This is a genomic window from Stenotrophomonas aracearum, from assembly GCF_031834615.1.
Classification (GTDB): domain Bacteria; phylum Pseudomonadota; class Gammaproteobacteria; order Xanthomonadales; family Xanthomonadaceae; genus Stenotrophomonas; species Stenotrophomonas aracearum.
On the sequence record NZ_CP115543.1, the window covers coordinates 2925825 to 2942967 of the forward strand.

Genomic DNA, 17143 nt, shown 5'->3' on the forward strand with positions numbered 1-17143 from the left:
CGGGACCTCCTCAACGCATCAGTACGATTTCTTCGGACGAGGTCGGGTGGATGGCCACGGTGTCGTCCAGCTGCGCCTTGGTTACACCCATTTTCACCGCCACCGCGAACCCCTGCAGGATTTCGTCGGCGGCTTCGCCGAGCAGGTGCACGCCGACCACGCGTTCGTCTTCGCCTACGCACACCAGCTTGAACAGGCTGCGCTGCGAGCCGTCGGCCAGCGCCTGGACCATCGGGCGGAAGTTGGTGCAGTACACGCGCACGTCGCCGTGGCGCTCGCGCGCCTCCTGTTCGGTCAGGCCTACCGCGCCCAGCGCCGGGTGCGAGAAGACCACGCTGGCGACGTTTTCGTAGTCCATCTTCGCCTGCGGCTTGCCACCGAACAGCCGGTCCATCAGCTTGCGCGCAGCGGCGATCGCCACCGGGGTCAGGCCGACCTTGCCGGCGATATCGCCCACTGCATGCACGCTGGGCACGGCGGTGGTCTGCCAGTCGTCGACGTCCACTTCGCCTTTGTCGCCAATGGCAATTCCCAGCGCTTCCAGCCCCAGTCCGGCACTGTTGCCACGGCGGCCGGTAGCGAAGAACAGCTGGTCGAAACGCGGTTCGGCCGGGCCGTCGTGACCGTAGGCGATGACATCGTCACCGTCGCGGCGCAGCTCGCGCAGGCGGTAATTGAAGTGCAGCTGCACGCCGTGGTGGCGCAGGTTCTCGGCCAGCTGTGCGGTCAGTTCCGCGTCGAAGCGTTCCAGCAGGCGTTCGCCCCGCACCAGCAGGGTGACCCGGCTGCCCAGCGCCTGCAGCAACCCGGCCAGCTCGACCGCGATATAGCCGCCGCCGACGATCGCCACGCGCTCCGGTGCACTGCACAGGTTGAAGAAATCGTCGGACACCGAACCCAGTTCGGCCCCGGGAATGTCCGGGCGCTGCGGGTGCGCGCCGGTGGCCAGCAGGATGTGCTCGCCGCTGATGCGGATGCCGTCGCTGCATTCCACCGTGTGCGCATCGACCAGCCGCCCCTTGCGCGGCACGCGCACCACGCCGGTGTCGTCCAGGCGCTTGAGGTAGCTGGCATGGATGTTGGCGATGTAGCCCTGGCGGTGCACCACCAGTTCCTTCCAGTCCAGCGTCGGCCGGGTAGGCACGTCGAAGCCCATTGCGGCGGCGAGCGTCACCCGGCTGGAGAGGTCGGCAGCCAGCCACATCGCCTTCTTCGGCACGCAGCCGACGTTGACGCAGGTGCCGCCGAGTTCGCCCGGTTCGAGCATCGCCACGCGCTTGCCATGCTGCGCGGCGCGGAACGCGGCCGCGAGGCCGCCGGAGCCGCCACCGAGCACGATCAGGTCGTAATCAAAGTGCGTTGTCATGTGCGCAAGCATGCCACGCCCGCCTGCGCCTCAGGCGTGAGGATGGTGCAACGCTGGCCAGCGCCCGTAGGTCATCGCGCGCCACACCCATTCCAGCGGGCCGAAGCGGAAGTGCTTCAGCCACAGGTGGCTGAGCAGCACCTGCAGCGCGAACAGGGCCAGCGCGAACGGCACCTGCCAGGCACGCGGCAGCGTTTCGAATGCGCCCAGGCCGTAGCCGTAAAACAGCCAGGTGCAGACCAGCGACTGCAGGATGTACTGGGTCAGTGCCATGCGCCCCATCGGCGCGAGCACGCGGAGGTGACGGTGCCAATGCACGATCCACGCCAGGTACCCCAGGCACATCAACAGGCTGGCCAGCGACGACAGCGCGTAAGCCGCGCCGGTGGTGGGGGTGAAGGTGCCCGGCGCCAGGTACGGGACCCACAGCGCGCTGAGCAGCATAAGGCCCAGGCCGACCGGCAACGCCCCCAGGCGCAGCCGCCGATACAACCGCTCGAAGCGCTTCGGCTCGGCCAGTGCACCACTGCGCGCGAACCAGCTGCCGAGCAGGAACATGCCGAGCACTTCCGGACCGATGATCAGCGCGCCGGACAGGGCCGTGCCGAGGTCGCTGGCGCGTTGCGCCACGGCCTGGACAAACGTGCCATGCCCATACGCCTGGCGCTGCAGTTCAACGGTGTGCTGTCCCTGCGCGATGGCGCTGGCCATGCTGCCGCCCTCGCCCTGCGCCTGTGCGGCAAGGCCGACCACGGCGCCCAGCAGCAGCATCATCGCGGCCGCGCACAGGTAGGTGAGCACGCCCATGGCCGGCAGCCAGCGCTGCGGCGCTTCGCGGGTGGCCAGCAGTGGCAGCGAGACCAGCGCGTAGATCACCAGGATGTCGCCGGACCAGACCAGCAGCGCATGGCACAGGCCAATGAGCAGCAGGCCGGCGCTGCGGCGCAGGTAGAACGGGGTGAAGTCGCGGCGCGCGGCTTCGGCACGCTGCGCCATGATCGCGAAACCGGCGCCGAACAGCAGCGAGAACAGGGTGAAGAACTTGCCCTGCACCAGCACGTACACCGCCGCATCGACCCCGTAGTCCAGGCCGGTCCAGTGCGGGTCGATCCCGGTGAAGGCCAGGTCCAGCGGACCGCTCAGCGCTTCCATGTTCATCAACAGGATGCCGAGCAGCGCGACCCCGCGCAGGATGTCGATGACTTCAATGCGGTCGCCACCGGCCAAGGGCTGCAGCGACGGGGTGGCAGGCTTCACGGGCGACTCGCGGATCGGGGCGGACAGTATGGAGCAGACACGCAACGGCCCGCCGAAGCGGGCCGTGGGTGTTACGCGGTGGCCTGCACTCAGTGCTGGTGGCCGCCGTCGCCGTGCACGTGGCCGTGCTCGATTTCTTCCGCGCTGGCTTCGCGCACGTCCACGATCTCCACCGAGAAGTGCAGGTCCTTGCCGGCCATCGGGTGGTTCAGGTCGACGTCGACCACGCTCATGCCGACCTTCTGCACGGTGACCGCGCGCGGACCGAAGTTGGTCTGCAGCACGACCTGGGCGCCCGGGGTCAGCTTGGTGGTGCCGAAGTGCTTCTTGGGCACGCGCTGGGTCAGGCCTTCACGACGTTCGCCGTAGGCATCGGCCGCCTTGACGTCGACCTCGAAGGTCGCGCCGGCTTCCTTGTCCATCATGGCGTTTTCCAGGCCCGGGATGATGTTGCCGTGGCCGATCAGGATTGCCAGCGGGTCGCGGTCCTTCGAGCTTTCGATCGGCTCCTGGCCCTGCTCGGCAACGGTGTAATGGAAGCGGACAACGCGGTCTTTTTCGATCTTCATGCGGGAACTCTTGTTCTGGGGCTGCCAGGGCAGACGGGTGGGACGGGTTGTCGCCCGCCGGATACGCCGCCATCATGACGGCCTTCTGAGGTCGCGCATTATCCGGACATCACGCACATGACGCCAGTTCCGCGCTCGATCGGCCCGTTCGCCCGGGGCGCCGCCCTGCTCTGCCTGGCCCTGCTGGCCGCCTGCGGCGGTGGCAGGCCCCCCCGCCCGAGCGCGCCGCCGGCCTCCACCCAGGTCTGGCCGACGGTGGTACCGAACGACCCGCAGGCGGCCAACGCGGTGCTGATGCGCGCCATCGGGCTGGTCGGCACGCCCTACCGCTACGGCGGCAACACGCCGGAGTCGGGGTTCGACTGCAGCGGGCTGGTCGCCTACGTGTACCGGGAAATGCTCGACCTGAAGCTGCCGCGCACCTCGCGCGACCTGGCGGCGGTGCAGGGCCCGAAGATCGACCCGCAGCGGCTGGCGCCGGGCGACCTGGTGTTCTTCGGGGACCGCGGCAACGTGTTACACGTCGGCATATATGTGGGTGAAGGACGGTTCGTGCACGCGCCGAGCACCGGGGGAACGGTGCGGCTGGACTCGCTCGGCGGGACGTACTGGAAGCAGCACTACACGGGAGCGAAACGCGTACTTCACTGAAATGAATGGGGCAAAGGTTCAAAAGTGTGACTTGAATCACGTTGTTCTTAACGAACATTTAACGGAATTTGTACCAAATCACACGACTTACACGGCATCATCACCCATCGTTTTTATTCAGTGACCGCCGCGTGACGACAGCCGACCTGACGTGCCAAGGCCAGACCGCCACTTTCCGGCGCACTGCCCGCCCCGCTCTTCTCGCTTTCGCCCTCTGCCTGGCCAGTGTTCCGGCCTGGGCACAGACAGCACCGACGACCGCCGTCGATGCCGTGCCGGTTGCCGCTGCTGCCGTCGCCGAAGCACCCGCCGCCGCCAAGCCGAAGGCTGAAGCGCCGGCCCGCAGCAAGGCCGATGCCGCTGCCAGCGCCACCCTTGCCGCCCTGCTGCCGCACCTGGCGGCCAACGACACCATTCCGCTGATGGACCGCTCGGCGATGTTCGCCGGCGATCTGAGCCGCCTGCTGGCCAACTACGACGCCAGTTCCGGTGCGAACGGGGTGGTGGTCGGTGGCGAAGCCGACAACGGCAAGGTGCAGTCGCTGCTGCGCCGTGCGATGACCCTGCTGGGCACGCCGTACCGCTGGGGCGGCACCTCGCCGGACAGCGGTTTCGACTGCAGCGGGCTGGTCGGGTATGTGTTCAAGACCGCGCTGGGCATCGAGCTGCCGCGCGTGTCGCGTGAAATGGCCCACGATGGCGAAGCCCAGCTGATCAACGACCGCAACGCGCTGGCCGCGGGCGACCTGGTGTTCTTCGGCCGCAAGGGCCGGGTCGACCACGTGGGCATCTACGTGGGCGAAGGCCGCTTCCTGCACGCGCCCAGCACCGGCAAGGACGTCCGCGTGGACAGCCTGGTCTCGGGCTACTGGGGTGGCAAGTTCATGCAGGCCCGCCGCGTCGAGCTCTGAGCCGACCCGACCGATCCGCCTGCCGTGAAGAAGGCCGCTGCCCTGCAGCGGCCTTTTTCGTTGGGGCGGGCGGTGGCCGGTCCGGGCGGCAACCGGCGTTGTCCCTACTGTCGTTCGAGCAAATCGCTTTGCACGCGACCAGCCCAGGCCGGGTCCGGCGGGGCTGTTGATCCCGGTGGGGGGCGGCCCGTCGGGGCACGCCGACCCTGTAGACACCGCCCGGGATGTTTTCCTCAAAGGTGACGCATGGCGGCAGTCCCTGAATTTCCGGCCCGGTGTGTAATCTGGTTTGGGCACCCCCACGCGGCCGAGCGGGCCGCCCTTGCAGCGGAAGGTTGGCAGGTACGCGGGGTCGCGAGCGACCAGTGCGTGGCGATCGGCATGCGCAGCAACGACCTGGTGGTCGGGCTGCTGGACCTGCGCGGTACGCCGCCGGGCAACCTGGAGCATCTGCAGGGACTGTTGGAACAGCACCGGCACATGCGGCTGCTGGCGATCCTGCCGGCCGGTCCGCTGCCGGCCGATCCGGCGTTGCAGGCGTTGCTGGGCTGCTGCGCGGAGACCTACACGACGCCGCTGGACGTGACCGGGCTGGTGCTGCGGCTGCAGCAGCTGGCCGACGGTGAGGCGGCGGGACAGCCGGCCGGTGCGCAGGCGCTGGTCGGGGACAGTGCGGTGCTGCAGGTGGCACGGGCGGCGCTGCGCAAGTTCGCGCCGGTGGATCTGCCGGTGCTGATCACGGGGGAAACGGGCACGGGCAAGGAGCTGGCGGCGCAGGCACTGCATGCGCTGTCGCCGCGCCATGGGCGTCCGTTCCTGGCGGTGAACTGCGGGGCGATTCCGGCGGCGCTGGTGCAGTCGGAGTTGTTCGGGCATGAGCGCGGGGCATTCACGGGCGCGGCGACGCGGCGGCTGGGCCTGTTCGAGACGGCGACGGGCGGGACGGTGTTCCTGGACGAGATCGGGGACCTGCCGCTGGACGCGCAGACCAATCTGCTGCGGGTGCTGCAGGAGGGCACGATCGAGCGGGTGGGCAGCAATCATCCGGTGTCGGTGGATGTACGGGTGGTGGCGGCGACGCATGTGGACCTGGAGCAGGCGGTGGAGCGCGGGCAGTTCCGCCGCGATCTGTTCTACCGGCTCAATGTGCTGCGCTTGCCGATGCCGCCATTGCGTGAGCGTGGGACGGACATCGTGTTGCTGGCGGAGCATTTCCTGGCGAGCTTCCGGCGCCGGCATGTGACGCGGGCGCGGGGGTTCAGTACGGAGGCGGCGCGTGCGCTGCAGCGTTTCAACTGGCCGGGCAATGTGCGGGAGCTGTTGAACCGGGTGCAGCGGGCGGCGATCGTGAGCGAGGCGGAACTGATCAGCGTGGCCGACCTGGAGCTGCTGCCGCCGCAGGTGGAGATGCCACAGCGGATGCTGCACGACGCGCGCCAGGCGGCGGAGCGGGATGCGCTGCTGCAGGCGTTGCGCGACAACGCGTTCAACATCACCGCGTGTGCTCGGACGATGCAGGTTTCTCGGGTTACGGTGTATCGGTTGTGCCGCAAGCACCAGCTGGCGTTGCCGGAACTGCGTTGAAGTCAGAGTTCCTGACGCTGATGCCTACACCAATCGTGAGCAGAGCCCCCTTCGTGTTGAAGGGGGCGCGCCAACGGCGCGGGGTTTAGGTGGAATGCTCGGCCATACATGCTTTGAGCGTGCTCAAAGCATGTACGGCACCTTGAATGCCAACGTGAAATCTGGCGCATCCGGCGTGAGGCCGATCCCCAACAAACTCACCAATGTCGTCTTCTGGTTCAACGCGTACGTGATACCCAGATTCAACGTCGCCGCATTTGCATCGCTCCCCACGATCTTCACCCACTGCCCACCCTGGAATCGCGTGGATGCACGCGCACTGAGCTTGTCGCTGAAAGAGATGCTCAGGCTGGTGCGTTCGTTGAAGGCGAACGCCACGCCGGCACCGAAGTAGTACGAGCCACCCAGCTTCACGTCGCCCGGGTTGATGGTGTCCGGGTTGGCATCGAGGTCGTCGAAGCTGGCTTCGAAGGAGTGGATGTAGCCGATGTTGGCGAACAGGATCGCAGGGTCGGCGGTCTTGACGGCGGAGAGGCCGACGTTGGCCTGCCAGACGCCGTTGCCGGTGGGTTGTTCGGCGGGCACGGCGAAGCGGATGAAGTCGTCGTCGTCGCGCTGCAGGACCTTCCAGTCCAGCCCGTAGGGTTCGCGCCCGGTGGGGGCGGTGGCGCCGACGGTCAGCACGGTTTCCGGCCTGCGGCCCTGCTCGGAGAACAGTTTGTAGTTGGCGCTGACGCTGACGTCGCCGATGCCGTTGCCGGTGGTTTCTTCCTGGGCGATGGCGGCGGCGGCGCCGCCGGCGCCGCCCTTCTGGAACACGGTCTTGCGCGCCAGGTAGGGGACGTCGAGGTTCAACGCCAGGCGCGGGGTGAGGCCCCAGCGGGCGGCGAGGTTGTAGGTCAGGGTGTCGGACTCGACGTTTTCGATGGCGATGTTGCCGAGGAAGATCGCGTCGAGCGCGAGGAAGCCGTTGAGGGTGAGCTGCTTGCGGTCGTAACGCGCGTAGGTGAGGCTGTTTTCCAGGGTGAAGCGTCGGGTGAACAGCGTGGAGGTCTGCTGTTTGACGTCGTCGACGCTGCGCCGCGAGGCCTGCTTGGCTTCCTGTGCTTCGGAGGCGGTGCTGGCATAGCCGTCACCGCTGGGCGGTGCGGCCGGTGCGCTGGACGGCTGCGGCGGAGCGGGTGCGGTACCGGCCAGCGGCGCGGTCTTGCCGCTCAGGCGGGCCTGCATGGCCTGCACCTGCATGTCCAGTTCCCGCAGCCTGCGCACTTCCTGGGCGTAGTTGGCCTTGAGCAGTTCCAGTTGCTGGATGAGCGCCTTGACGTCGGCTTCGTCGGTCGGCGTGGCTGGCGCGTTCTGTGCGCCTGCGCTGGCCGATGCGATCAGTGCCAGCGCCGCCAGCGCCAGCGGTGTTCTGCGGATCGAGGTGTGCATTTCCTTGCCCTGCGGTTCTGTGTGGTTCCCCCACCGGCCAGGATTACTGGCCGGGCCCCATGCCAACACCGCGCACCAGGTTCATCGCCTGGGCTACGTTCTGGTTCAACGATGCACCGCTGGCCAGCGTCTGCCGGACCAGGTCGATCTGCATGCGATTGCGGACCGCCTGTCCGTCGCTGCTGATGGCGATGCTCTGTCCGACGCTGCCGTTGCGGATCCACTGCTGGACCTGGCCCACGCCCTGGATGTCCAGCTTCACGCTGGCGCTGTTGCCGTCCTGCTGGGCCACGGCGCTGACGCCGCCCTGCTGTGCGGTGGCTTGTTGGGCCGGCGCCTGCTGAGCAACGGCCTGCTCGACACTGGGCTGCTGTGCCGTCGCCTGCGGGGCGGCGGACTCCTGCGGGCTGGTCTGCGCGACCGCCGCCGGCGCTGCAGGTGTTTCGGTGGTGGGCGGCGCACTGCCGTCACGCACGTTCAACTGGGTGGCGTTGCTGGCCACGTTGTTGTCGCCGGCAACCTGCACGCTCTGGGTGAGGCCCGCTACGTTCTGCAGGCCGCTGGAGTCGACGCTGCGTCCCGGCGTGACCGGCAGCGGTGCGTCGGCGGCGGTCACGGTGACGCTGGGCGTGAACGTGACCTTCGGAGTGCTGGTGCTGTTGCGGAAGTCCATGCCCAGGGTCAGCGCGGCCTGCGCGGACTGGTTGCCGGCCTGCCACTGCGAAATCATGGTGACGCCGAACCAGGCGACCGAGGTGCCATTGACCGTGTAGCGGCCGCGCATCAGGTTGAGTTCCGGGTCGGGGATCTCGTTCAGTCCCTTGCCGGGGCGCCCCTGCTCTGCCTTCGGCGCGTCGGCCGCATGGGCCGGGGCGATGCCTGCGAGGGCAAGCAGCAGTACGGCGGGCGTCCATGGTGCGATGTTCATGTTGCCTCCTAGAACAGATCGGCGTGGGCAAAACCGAAGTCGACCAGTTCCGCGTCGGTTATCGGCCCTTGCCGGGCATACAGCGAACGGGCGCTGGGCCGTTCGCCGGGCTGCAGCAGCACGGTGTTGCGGTCGAAATCGCTACCGATCACGACGAACACGGCGCGCGACGGCCATGATTCGAGAAATTCGTTGATGGGAATGCTGCGGTTGCCCAGGATCGGGTCGGCTACGTCCACCACGTCGTCACGGACCTGCTTGAGGACCACGAAGTGGCGGAACCCGCGTACATCCATCAACACCAGTCCGGGGATGCGCATTGAACGCAGACGGTCTTCGTCGACACGGTAACCGCGCCCTCGCATGCCCAGCGATTCCACATAGCGTTTGATGTCCAGCAGCGAGAAACCACGCTGGTGGACCAGTTCGGGGTCGGAGACTCCCATCATTCCTTCGATCACCGTGCCTTCGTCCGCGTCCAGGTGGTAGGCGTAACGCAGGATGGTGGCCAATGCGGCCGCGCCGCAGCTGTAATCGGTGTGTTGGCGCACCATGTTGCGGAAGCGCCGTTCCTGCATGCTCTCCACTTTCTGGGTGAATACCGCGCCATTGGGCAGCACGCCACTGAAGGCCACGTCACCGGCGCGCGTTGCGCCTGCCGGCAGCAGCAACAGCAGCAACATCACGCAGCACAGGGCTCGGGTCGACCACATCGGCGAAGGCTCCGGAAGGTGAGGAAGGAGCCCCTGCCCCAAAGGGGGAGGATGGGACAGGGGCTCCCGGGGGAACCCGGCCATTGGCGGATGACCGGGCTTGTTGCGCTCAACGCGTGTTGCTTGCGAAAACGGACAGGCTTACTCGCCGCCACCGCCGCCCGGGTTGCCGCCACCGGTGGACGGCTGGGCCACGGCCAGGGCCAGGCTGTTGGCCTGCAGGTTGCCGGTGCCGGCCGCGACGTTCACGCCGATGTTGCCGCTGGCGCCGCGGAAGGCGTCACCGGACAGCGAGGCGTTGTTCTCGGCCTTCTGCACGATCCACTGGGTCGACGACACAGTGCCGCTCAGGCTCGCATGCAGGTCGGCATAACCGACTTCACCGTAGGCCAGGACGCCCTGCTCTTCGGTGTCGAACGCAAAGCCGCCCACGCCTTCGCGGTTCGGGTTCTGTACGGCACCCTGAGTCTGGTTGTCATAGTCGATGTGACCGGTGGAGTCGCCACCCGAGTGCGACGGACCATCCCAGCTGTCCGCATACAGGTTGGACTGCTGGTAAGCCGCACCTTCGCCGCGATAGCCGCCGACGCCGATGGCCGCCGTACCACCGCGGACCGTGCCACGCAGGGTGACCTGGGTGGTGTCACGCATGGCCTTGGTGTAGCCCTCGTTGGACACGCTGTTGTCGGTGGAGATCTGGTTCGAGCTGATGCTCGCGGTGGCCATGCGTGCGGTCGAGACCGATGCGGCCAGCGCGTTCTTCTGCTCGTTGTTGTTGCCGGCCGCGCTGTTCACGCCGATGTTGCCGGTGGCACCACGGAAGGCGTTGCCGCTGAGGCTGGAGTTGTTGGCTACGCCATCGTTGTAGGTGTGGTTGCCCGCACCGTACTGGTTCACGTACACCTGGGCATCGGACATGCCGAAGGTGAACGAGGCGTCGGCGGCGGAGAGCGCCGCAGCGTTGTCCTGGGCATTGTTGTCACCGGCGGCGGTATTGAAGCCGAGGTTGCCCGAAGCGTCCTGTGCGGTGTTTTCGCTGATCGACGAGTTGTTGTCCAGCAGTTCGTTGTCGCCATGGTTGTCGGTGACCGACTGGCGGTTGTCGATGATGGCGATCGCCGCCGAGTCGACTTCCAGGTCACCCGACACGGTCGGACGACCGCGGAACTGCACGTCCGCACCGACCTGCAGGTCCGATTCCAGGTTCACGTCGACGCCGTGGTTGTTCTTTTCCTTGCGCTCGTCGGCCTGGATGTTGCTGTTCTTCTGCACGTCCTCGTTCACGGTGACATTGCGCGTGTGATTGACGTCGCGGGTGTCACTGTACGACTTGGTGGTGGTTTCGGTGGTGGTGGTGGTATCGGTGTTGGTGGTGCTGTTGTTGCGTACGCGGGTACGCGAATCCCAGTCGTTGCGGATGTTGGTATCGATGTCGGTATCGATGGCGGTGTTGATATCGGTATTGATGTTGGTATCAACGTCGGTATCGATATTGGTGTCGATGTTGGTGTCGACGTCGGTGTTGAGGTTCGTGTTGGCGTTGGTATTGAGGTTGGTGCGCGTTTCCCACACGTTGTGGATGTGGTTGATGAACGCGCTCTGGTTCTGATTGTCTGCAGCCGCAGCGGAAGCGGTAGCCGCAACAGCGATGGCCAGCGCCAGTACCGTCTTGTTCATGGTGTTCATGATGCCCTCTCTCTTCACGGATCAATCGGGTGGATGAAACAGATCACGGGGTGGACTGCACCGACATGCCCAACTGGTTGGCGGTGATGTTTCCGGAACCCGCGATTTGATTGAGTTGCAGAACGCCGTCGAATCCCTGCAGTGCGGTGTCCTCCACGGCGACACTGCGGGTACCGGCGGAACCACCGCGTGCTGCGGTGCCCTGCCCCCCTGCTGACGCGAGTGCCCCCGACGCGGCCAGGGCCTCGTCGTTCGTCTCGCGTATGCCCTGTTGCGCCAGCGTGGCCGTGACGATGTTGAGCGTCGCGTTGCCGATGCCGCTGGCCTGGTTGATCATGGCGACGCCGCGGGCGCCGCTGAGTGCCTGTCCGCCAATGCTGGCGCTGGCGTCGAGTGCGCCATTGGCGCGCACCCGGTTGTTGGACTGGAGCTGGCGCGCGTCGACCTGCACCTGCGCGTTGTCGCCGCTGGCGATGCCCATCAGGTTGCCCTGCAGGTTGAGGTCGCCGGCGGCCATGTTGACCGTCACCGCGCCGTCGGCGTTGCTCAGCGCGCGGCCGTCCAGGCGGGTGTGGTTGAGGTAGCCGAGCATGCTGGCGTAGTCGTCTGCGTGCTGCGCATGCAGCGGCAGTGGCAGGACGGAGAGCAGGCCGAGCGACAGAAGGACAGTGACACGCTTCATTTGCCGGGCCCACCTGCAGGCTGGCCGAGCGGGAACTGGGCCAGTGCGCCCCGTACCTGGTCGCCGATGCCGCGGGTGGTATTGCCCACCGCGCCCATCGGGCCGCCGATGGCGCGGCCGAGCGTGTTGCCGGAAAGCACGCCACTGGTGGTGGCACGGCCCAACGTGTTGTTGACGGTGCCGGTGGTGACCCGTTCGACCGTGGTCTGGTGGTGGGTCGATGCGATGCCGGCGTTGGAGCCGAGCGAGGCGTAATCGTCGTCGCTCAGTTCATCCATGCCGGTGGAGGTGCCCAGCGTGCCGGCGACTTCACGGCGCGGGGACGGGTCGGCGATCAGCGCCACGCCCGGGGGGGCGGGCCGGTAGGCCGGCCGTGCGGAGACATCACGCAGCAGCACGATCTCACCCGGTTGCTGCTTCACGCCCTGGCGGGCACCCGAAGCCTGTACCGCGGCCGGCACCAGCAGCACCGCTGCCGCCACCAGCCATGCCATCGCGGTTGCCTTGCCTGATACGTGAACGCTGTCCATTGCGACCTCCCGTCAAGATGCGGGAGGGATGGAGCAGCAATCGTGCCAACTTCAAAAAGCCCGTTTCATGGGCCTTTGGACACCTTCTGGCGCCGCGCCTGCAACGCAGGTGTTACACCCGCGTCGAAGTTCACATCACCTGAACGCGACCGTCATCGGCACGAACCCTGATAACACTTGCTTCACAGTTGGGTGTATCAGCGCTGTTACACCCGGAGATACAGGTGTCACAGCGCGCAGTCAGCGTTCTTCCACGCCCAGGTTTGTCGAGGGATTGTCGTACACCTCGCGGTCGAGCAGGCCGGTTTCCTTGGCCACCAGCACCGGCACCAGCATCTGCCCGGTCACGTTGGTCATGGTGCGCATCATGTCCAGGATGCGGTCGATCGCATACAGGTAGCCGATGGTTTCCAACGGCAGGTTGGCCGCGCTCAATACCACGGTGGCCATCACCACTGCCGTGCCCGGGACGCCGGCGGTGCCGAAGCTGCCCAGCACCGAGGCGATCAGCACCACCACGTACTGCTCGGGGGTGAGCGGCACGCCGGTGTACTGCGCGATGAACACTGCACAGAGCGCCGGATAAATCGCGCCGCAGCCGTCCATCTTGATGCTGGCACCGAGCGGGACCGCGAACGAAGCGTAATCCTTGTTCACACCCAGGTTGTGGGTGATCGAGCGCATCGCCGCCGGCATCGCCGCGAAGCTGGAGGAACTCACGAACGCCACCTGCATGCCCGGCGCCGCGCCGCGAAAGAACTTCAGCGGGTTCAGCCCGTGCGCCAGCAGCAGGCTGCCGTACACCAGCACGATATGCAGCGCGCAGGCCACGTACAGCGCCAGCACGAAATTGCCCAGCGGCAGCAGCTTCTCGAACCCGTAGCTGCCGACCAGGCCGGCGATCAGGCCGAAGGTACCGAGCGGGGTCATCTCCAGCACGAAGCGCGTGACCTGGATCATGATGTCGCTCATCTGCCCGGTCAGCTTGCGTGCTTCGGCGACCTTGTCGCCCAGCTTGACCATGGCAAAGCCGAGCAGGCCGGCGAAGAAGATCACCGGCAGGATCGAACCACGGCCTGCGGCCAGCACGGTCTCACCGGCGGCGTTGACCCGGGTACCGATCCCGGTGAGGGCGTAGAACACATTGGAGGGCACCACGTCCATCAGCACCTTGACCACGCTCGGCACCTCACGCGGGGTGTAGCCGTGGTCCATGCTCAGGCTCAGCGCGCCGGTGCCCGGCTGCATCACGGTGCCGACCAGCAGGCCGATGCCCACCGCCAGCGCGGCGGTGATGATGAACCACAGGAAAGTGCGCCCGCCCAGCGCGGCCACCGACTTCTGGCCATGCAGCGAGGAGATCGCGTTGATCACCGCGAAGAACACCAGCGGCACCGCGATCATCTTGATCAGGGTCACATACAGGTCGCCCAGCGGGCCGAACCAGACCTCGGCAGCGGGACCAAGCAGCCAACCGGCCAGCGCGCCCAGCACGAAACCGCCGAGTACACGCTGCCAGAACGGGATCCGCAGCCAGGCAGATACCAGCGTCATGAGCATTCCAGGGAGAGAGTGATACAGCGGATCACCATAGCCCAAGCGGCCCGCCGGAACGAGGCATGCCGGGGGAATCCAGCGTGTCATCGGCGTGCCTTGCGGCGTTAGGCATAATGAATGCCCGTTTCATTCATGAGATCCGCGCGTCCATGCCCCGTTCCACCCCTTTGCTGGCGGCTGTCGCCACCACCCTGCTGCTCGGCGCCTGCGCCACCCCCGCCTCCTCCTCCCGCGCCACCGGCACCGTTCAGGTCGATGTACCGACCGTGGCCCACCCGGCCGGTGAAACCCCGCAGTGGTGGTACCGCAGCGGCGCCGCCCGCGCCGCCGGCAGTGGCGCGATGGACGGCCGCGCCAAGAACGTGATCCTGTTCCTGGGCGACGGCATGAGCCTGACCACGGTCGCGGCCGCGCGCATTTTCGAAGGCCAGCGCAACGGCAATCCGGGTGAAGAGAACCTGCTGTCGTGGGAGCGCTTCCCGGCCACCGCGTTCAGCAAGACCTACAACACCGATTCGCAGACCCCCGATTCGGCCGGCACCATGACCGCCATCACCACCGGCGTGAAGACCCACATGGGCGCGATCGGGGTCAGCGCGGGCACCCGCAGCGACTGCGCCGACAGCCTCGACAAGGGCCTGCTGACCTGGCTGCAGCTGGCCGACAGCGCCGGCATGGCCACCGGCGTGGTCTCCACCGCGCGCCTGACCCACGCCACCCCGGCGGCGACCTACGCGCATTCGCCCGAACGCAACTGGGAAAACGACACCGACCTGCCCGAAGCCGCCAAGGCCGCCGGCTGCCAGGACATCGCCCAGCAGCTGCTCTCCACCTCGCGCTACGGCCAGGGCCCGCTGGTCGCGCTCGGCGGTGGCCGCGCGCAGTTCACCACCGTGGAAGAGACCGACCCGGAGTACGACGACAAGGTCGGCCTGCGCCTGGACGGGCGCAGCCTGGTCAGCGAGTGGAAGCAGGCGCACCCGCAGGGCGCCTATGTGTGGAACGCCGAACAGCTGAAGGCGGCGGCGAATGCGCCGGCGCTGCTGGGCCTGTTCGAGCCGGACCACATGCGCTACGAGATCGAGCGCAAGGATGACCCGTCCGGCGAGCCGAGCCTGGCCGAGCTGACCAAGGCCGCCATCGCCAACCTCTCGCGCCACCAGGAAGGCTACGTGCTGATGGTGGAAGGTGCGCGCATCGACCACGCCAACCACAGCGGCAACGCCTACCGTGCGCTGAGCGACACCGTGGCGCTGTCCGACGCGGTACGCGCGGCAGTGGAGGCGACCTCCGACCAGGACACCCTGATCATCGTCACCGCCGACCATTCGCACACGCTGAACTTCGTCGGCTACCCGGCGCGTGGCAACCCGATCCTGGGCAAGGTCAAGGACAAGGGCGGCGAAGACGGCGCCGGCGCACTGGACCTCGCCCGCGACGGCACTGGCCTGCCCTACACCACGCTGAGCTACGCCAATGGCCCCGGTTTCACCGGCGCCACCAACCAGCAGCCGGCCGGCCCCAAGACCTATCCGCACGGCCCGAGCAGCTTCGACCCGGTCAAGGGTCGCCCGGACCTGACCCACGTGGATACCGAGCACCCGGACTACATGCAGGAAGCGCTGGTGCCGATGAAGAGCGAAAGCCACGGTGGCGAGGACGTCGGCATCTGGGCCCGTGGCCCGGGCAGCAAGGCGGTACGCGGCACCATGGAGCAGAACACGATCTACCACATGATCGTCCAGGCCACCCCGCGACTGCGCGAGCGCCTGTGCCAGGCCGGCACCTGCGACGCCAAGGGCGTGCCGGTGGAACTACCGACCCCGAAGGCGTTCGAACGCAAGGCGGAATGATCGCAGCGAGGTAGCGCCGGGCTCTGCCCGGCCAGCCACGTCCGCAACAATTCCGATGGCGGTGAAATGCGTCAAAGCCGATACTCCAAACGTGCCTGACCCAACCGCCCCGACCAGCCCCCTGCCCCCCGCCCCCGACCTGCCCGCGCCGGTGCTGGTCGGCTTCAGCGGGGGCCTGGACTCCACCGTGCTGCTGCACTGGCTGGCCCAGTCGCCCGCGCAGCGGGCGGCCGGGCTGCACGCGGTGCACGTGCACCACGGGCTGCAGGCCGAGGCCGACCGTTGGGCAGCCCACTGCGAGGCGGTCTGCGCGGCATGGTCCATCCCCCTGCAGGTGGTGCGCGTGGACGTACCCCGCGACAGCGGCGAGGGTCTGGAAGCCGCCGCCCGCCATGTCCGCCGCGAGGCCTTCGCCCGCGTGCTGCGCGAGGGCGAACACCTGGCCCTGGCCCACCACCGTGACGACCAGGCCGAAACCTTCCTGCTGCGGGCCCTGCGCGGCTCCGGCGTGGACGGGCTGGCCGCGATCCGCGCGCATGCGCCGTTTGCGGCCGGTTCGATCTGGCGGCCGCTGCTGCAGCACCCGCGCAGCGACCTGCACGCGCATGCGCTGGCGCACGCGCTGCGCTGGATCGAAGACCCCAGCAACGCGAGCGACGCGGCCGACCGCAATTTCCTGCGCCTGCGCGTGCTACCGCTGCTGCAGCAGCGCTGGCCGCAGGCCGATGCGGCGTTCGCACGCAGTGCCGAACTCAGCGCGCAGGCGCAACGCCTGCTCGACGCGTCAGACCACGATACGCTGCGTCGCTGCATGGTCTCACCCGGCGTGCTCGACTGCGCGCGCCTGCAACGGCAACCGCGCGAGCGGCGTGCGCGACTCCTGCGGCACTGGGTGCGCAGCGCCGGTCAACCGCCGCTGCCGGCGGCGGGGGTGCAGGCGATCGAACGCGAGCTGCTACCTGCCGCGCATGACGCCGACGCGCAGTTTGCGTGGCAGGGCGTTCGCATTCGTCGTTGGCGGGGCCACCTGTACCTGTTGCCGATGGCGTTGGCGCTGCCGCTGGACTGGAGCGTGCACTGGGAGGGCAGCACCCCGCTGGCACTGCCCGACGGGGGCGAACTGGAACTGCTGGGCAGCGCGCGATTGGCCGAGCCGGTACAGGTCAGCGCGCGCCGGGGCGGCGAGCGCATCCAGCTGCCGGGCCGCAGCCATTCGCATGCACTGAAGGACCTGCTGCAGCAGAGCGGCCTGCCGCCCTGGCAGCGCCGCCAGCTGCCGCTGCTGTACGCGGGCGAGACCCTGCTGGCGGCCGGCGACCGGGTGATCGGCGCACCACTGCAGCAGTGGCTGGATGAACACAACGCGCAGTTGCGCTGGACACCGGGCACGGCGTGAATTGACCCCCCGGGGCTGGCGCATCA

The 17143-nt window shown here is 67.7% G+C and carries 15 protein-coding genes; 5 read left to right on the forward strand and 10 right to left on the reverse strand.

What is annotated here, in order from left to right:
- Nucleotides 1-10 precede the first annotated feature (10 nt).
- The 3 genes from gorA to PDM28_RS13370 form a co-directional block, all read right to left on the reverse strand.
- Complete coding sequence (gene gorA / locus PDM28_RS13360; protein ID WP_311182394.1) at nucleotides 11-1366, reverse strand: glutathione-disulfide reductase; 1356 nt, start codon at nucleotides 1364-1366, stop codon at nucleotides 11-13.
- 30 nt (nucleotides 1367-1396) lie between these two features.
- On the reverse strand, nucleotides 1397-2623 hold the full coding sequence (locus PDM28_RS13365) for a DUF418 domain-containing protein (protein WP_311182395.1): 1227 nt from the start codon (nucleotides 2621-2623) through the stop codon (nucleotides 1397-1399).
- A gap of 89 nt (nucleotides 2624-2712) precedes the next feature.
- Complete coding sequence (locus PDM28_RS13370; RefSeq protein ID WP_070207632.1) at nucleotides 2713-3192, reverse strand: FKBP-type peptidyl-prolyl cis-trans isomerase; 480 nt, start codon at nucleotides 3190-3192, stop codon at nucleotides 2713-2715.
- A 117-nt stretch (nucleotides 3193-3309) separates the two neighbouring features.
- Between PDM28_RS13370 and PDM28_RS13375 the strand changes: the two genes are divergently transcribed.
- From PDM28_RS13375 to PDM28_RS13385, 3 genes are all read left to right on the forward strand, one after another.
- Nucleotides 3310-3843, forward strand: coding sequence for a C40 family peptidase (locus PDM28_RS13375; RefSeq protein WP_311182396.1), 534 nt, complete (start codon nucleotides 3310-3312; stop codon nucleotides 3841-3843).
- Nucleotides 3844-3989: 146 nt separating this feature from the next.
- Nucleotides 3990-4754 carry a C40 family peptidase gene (locus PDM28_RS13380; RefSeq protein ID WP_311184691.1) on the forward strand — a complete coding sequence of 255 codons (765 nt, stop codon included), beginning with the start codon at nucleotides 3990-3992 and terminating at the stop codon, nucleotides 4752-4754.
- Nucleotides 4755-5000: 246 nt separating this feature from the next.
- Complete coding sequence (locus PDM28_RS13385) at nucleotides 5001-6338, forward strand: sigma-54 interaction domain-containing protein (RefSeq protein WP_311182397.1); 1338 nt, start codon at nucleotides 5001-5003, stop codon at nucleotides 6336-6338.
- Between the two features lie 123 nt (nucleotides 6339-6461).
- Here PDM28_RS13385 and PDM28_RS13390 read toward each other — a convergent pair whose 3' ends face one another.
- From PDM28_RS13390 to PDM28_RS13420, 7 genes are all read right to left on the reverse strand, one after another.
- A complete protein-coding gene (locus tag PDM28_RS13390; protein WP_102944489.1) occupies nucleotides 6462-7772 on the reverse strand; it encodes a transporter in 1311 nt (436 codons plus the stop codon).
- Between the two features lie 43 nt (nucleotides 7773-7815).
- Complete coding sequence (locus PDM28_RS13395) at nucleotides 7816-8700, reverse strand: hypothetical protein (RefSeq protein WP_311182398.1); 885 nt, start codon at nucleotides 8698-8700, stop codon at nucleotides 7816-7818.
- Nucleotides 8701-8708: 8 nt separating this feature from the next.
- Entirely contained in the window at nucleotides 8709-9413 is a 705-nt protein-coding gene (locus tag PDM28_RS13400) for a C39 family peptidase (protein WP_425507602.1), read from the reverse strand.
- A gap of 141 nt (nucleotides 9414-9554) precedes the next feature.
- Nucleotides 9555-11099: an adhesin gene (locus PDM28_RS13405; protein ID WP_311182399.1), complete on the reverse strand. Its 1545-nt coding sequence runs from the start codon at nucleotides 11097-11099 to the stop codon at nucleotides 9555-9557.
- A gap of 43 nt (nucleotides 11100-11142) precedes the next feature.
- Nucleotides 11143-11781 (reverse strand): hypothetical protein, encoded by a 639-nt coding sequence (locus PDM28_RS13410; protein ID WP_311182400.1) that lies wholly within the window; start codon nucleotides 11779-11781, stop codon nucleotides 11143-11145.
- Entirely contained in the window at nucleotides 11778-12311 is a 534-nt protein-coding gene (locus PDM28_RS13415) for a hypothetical protein (protein WP_425507603.1), read from the reverse strand. The genes PDM28_RS13410 and PDM28_RS13415 overlap by 4 nt, the downstream gene beginning before the upstream one ends.
- Before the next feature lie 240 nt (nucleotides 12312-12551).
- Nucleotides 12552-13865, reverse strand: coding sequence for a dicarboxylate/amino acid:cation symporter (locus tag PDM28_RS13420; protein WP_311182401.1), 1314 nt, complete (start codon nucleotides 13863-13865; stop codon nucleotides 12552-12554).
- 152 nt (nucleotides 13866-14017) lie between these two features.
- Here PDM28_RS13420 and PDM28_RS13425 point away from each other — a divergent pair, with 152 nt between their 5' ends.
- Both PDM28_RS13425 and tilS read left to right on the forward strand, forming a co-directional pair.
- A complete protein-coding gene (locus tag PDM28_RS13425) occupies nucleotides 14018-15721 on the forward strand; it encodes an alkaline phosphatase (RefSeq protein WP_311182402.1) in 1704 nt (567 codons plus the stop codon).
- 91 nt (nucleotides 15722-15812) lie between these two features.
- The gene (gene tilS, locus PDM28_RS13430) at nucleotides 15813-17117 is read left to right on the forward strand and encodes a tRNA lysidine(34) synthetase TilS (RefSeq protein WP_311182403.1); all 1305 of its coding nucleotides are present in this window, start codon (nucleotides 15813-15815) and stop codon (nucleotides 17115-17117) included.
- Nucleotides 17118-17143: the final 26 nt, after the last annotated feature.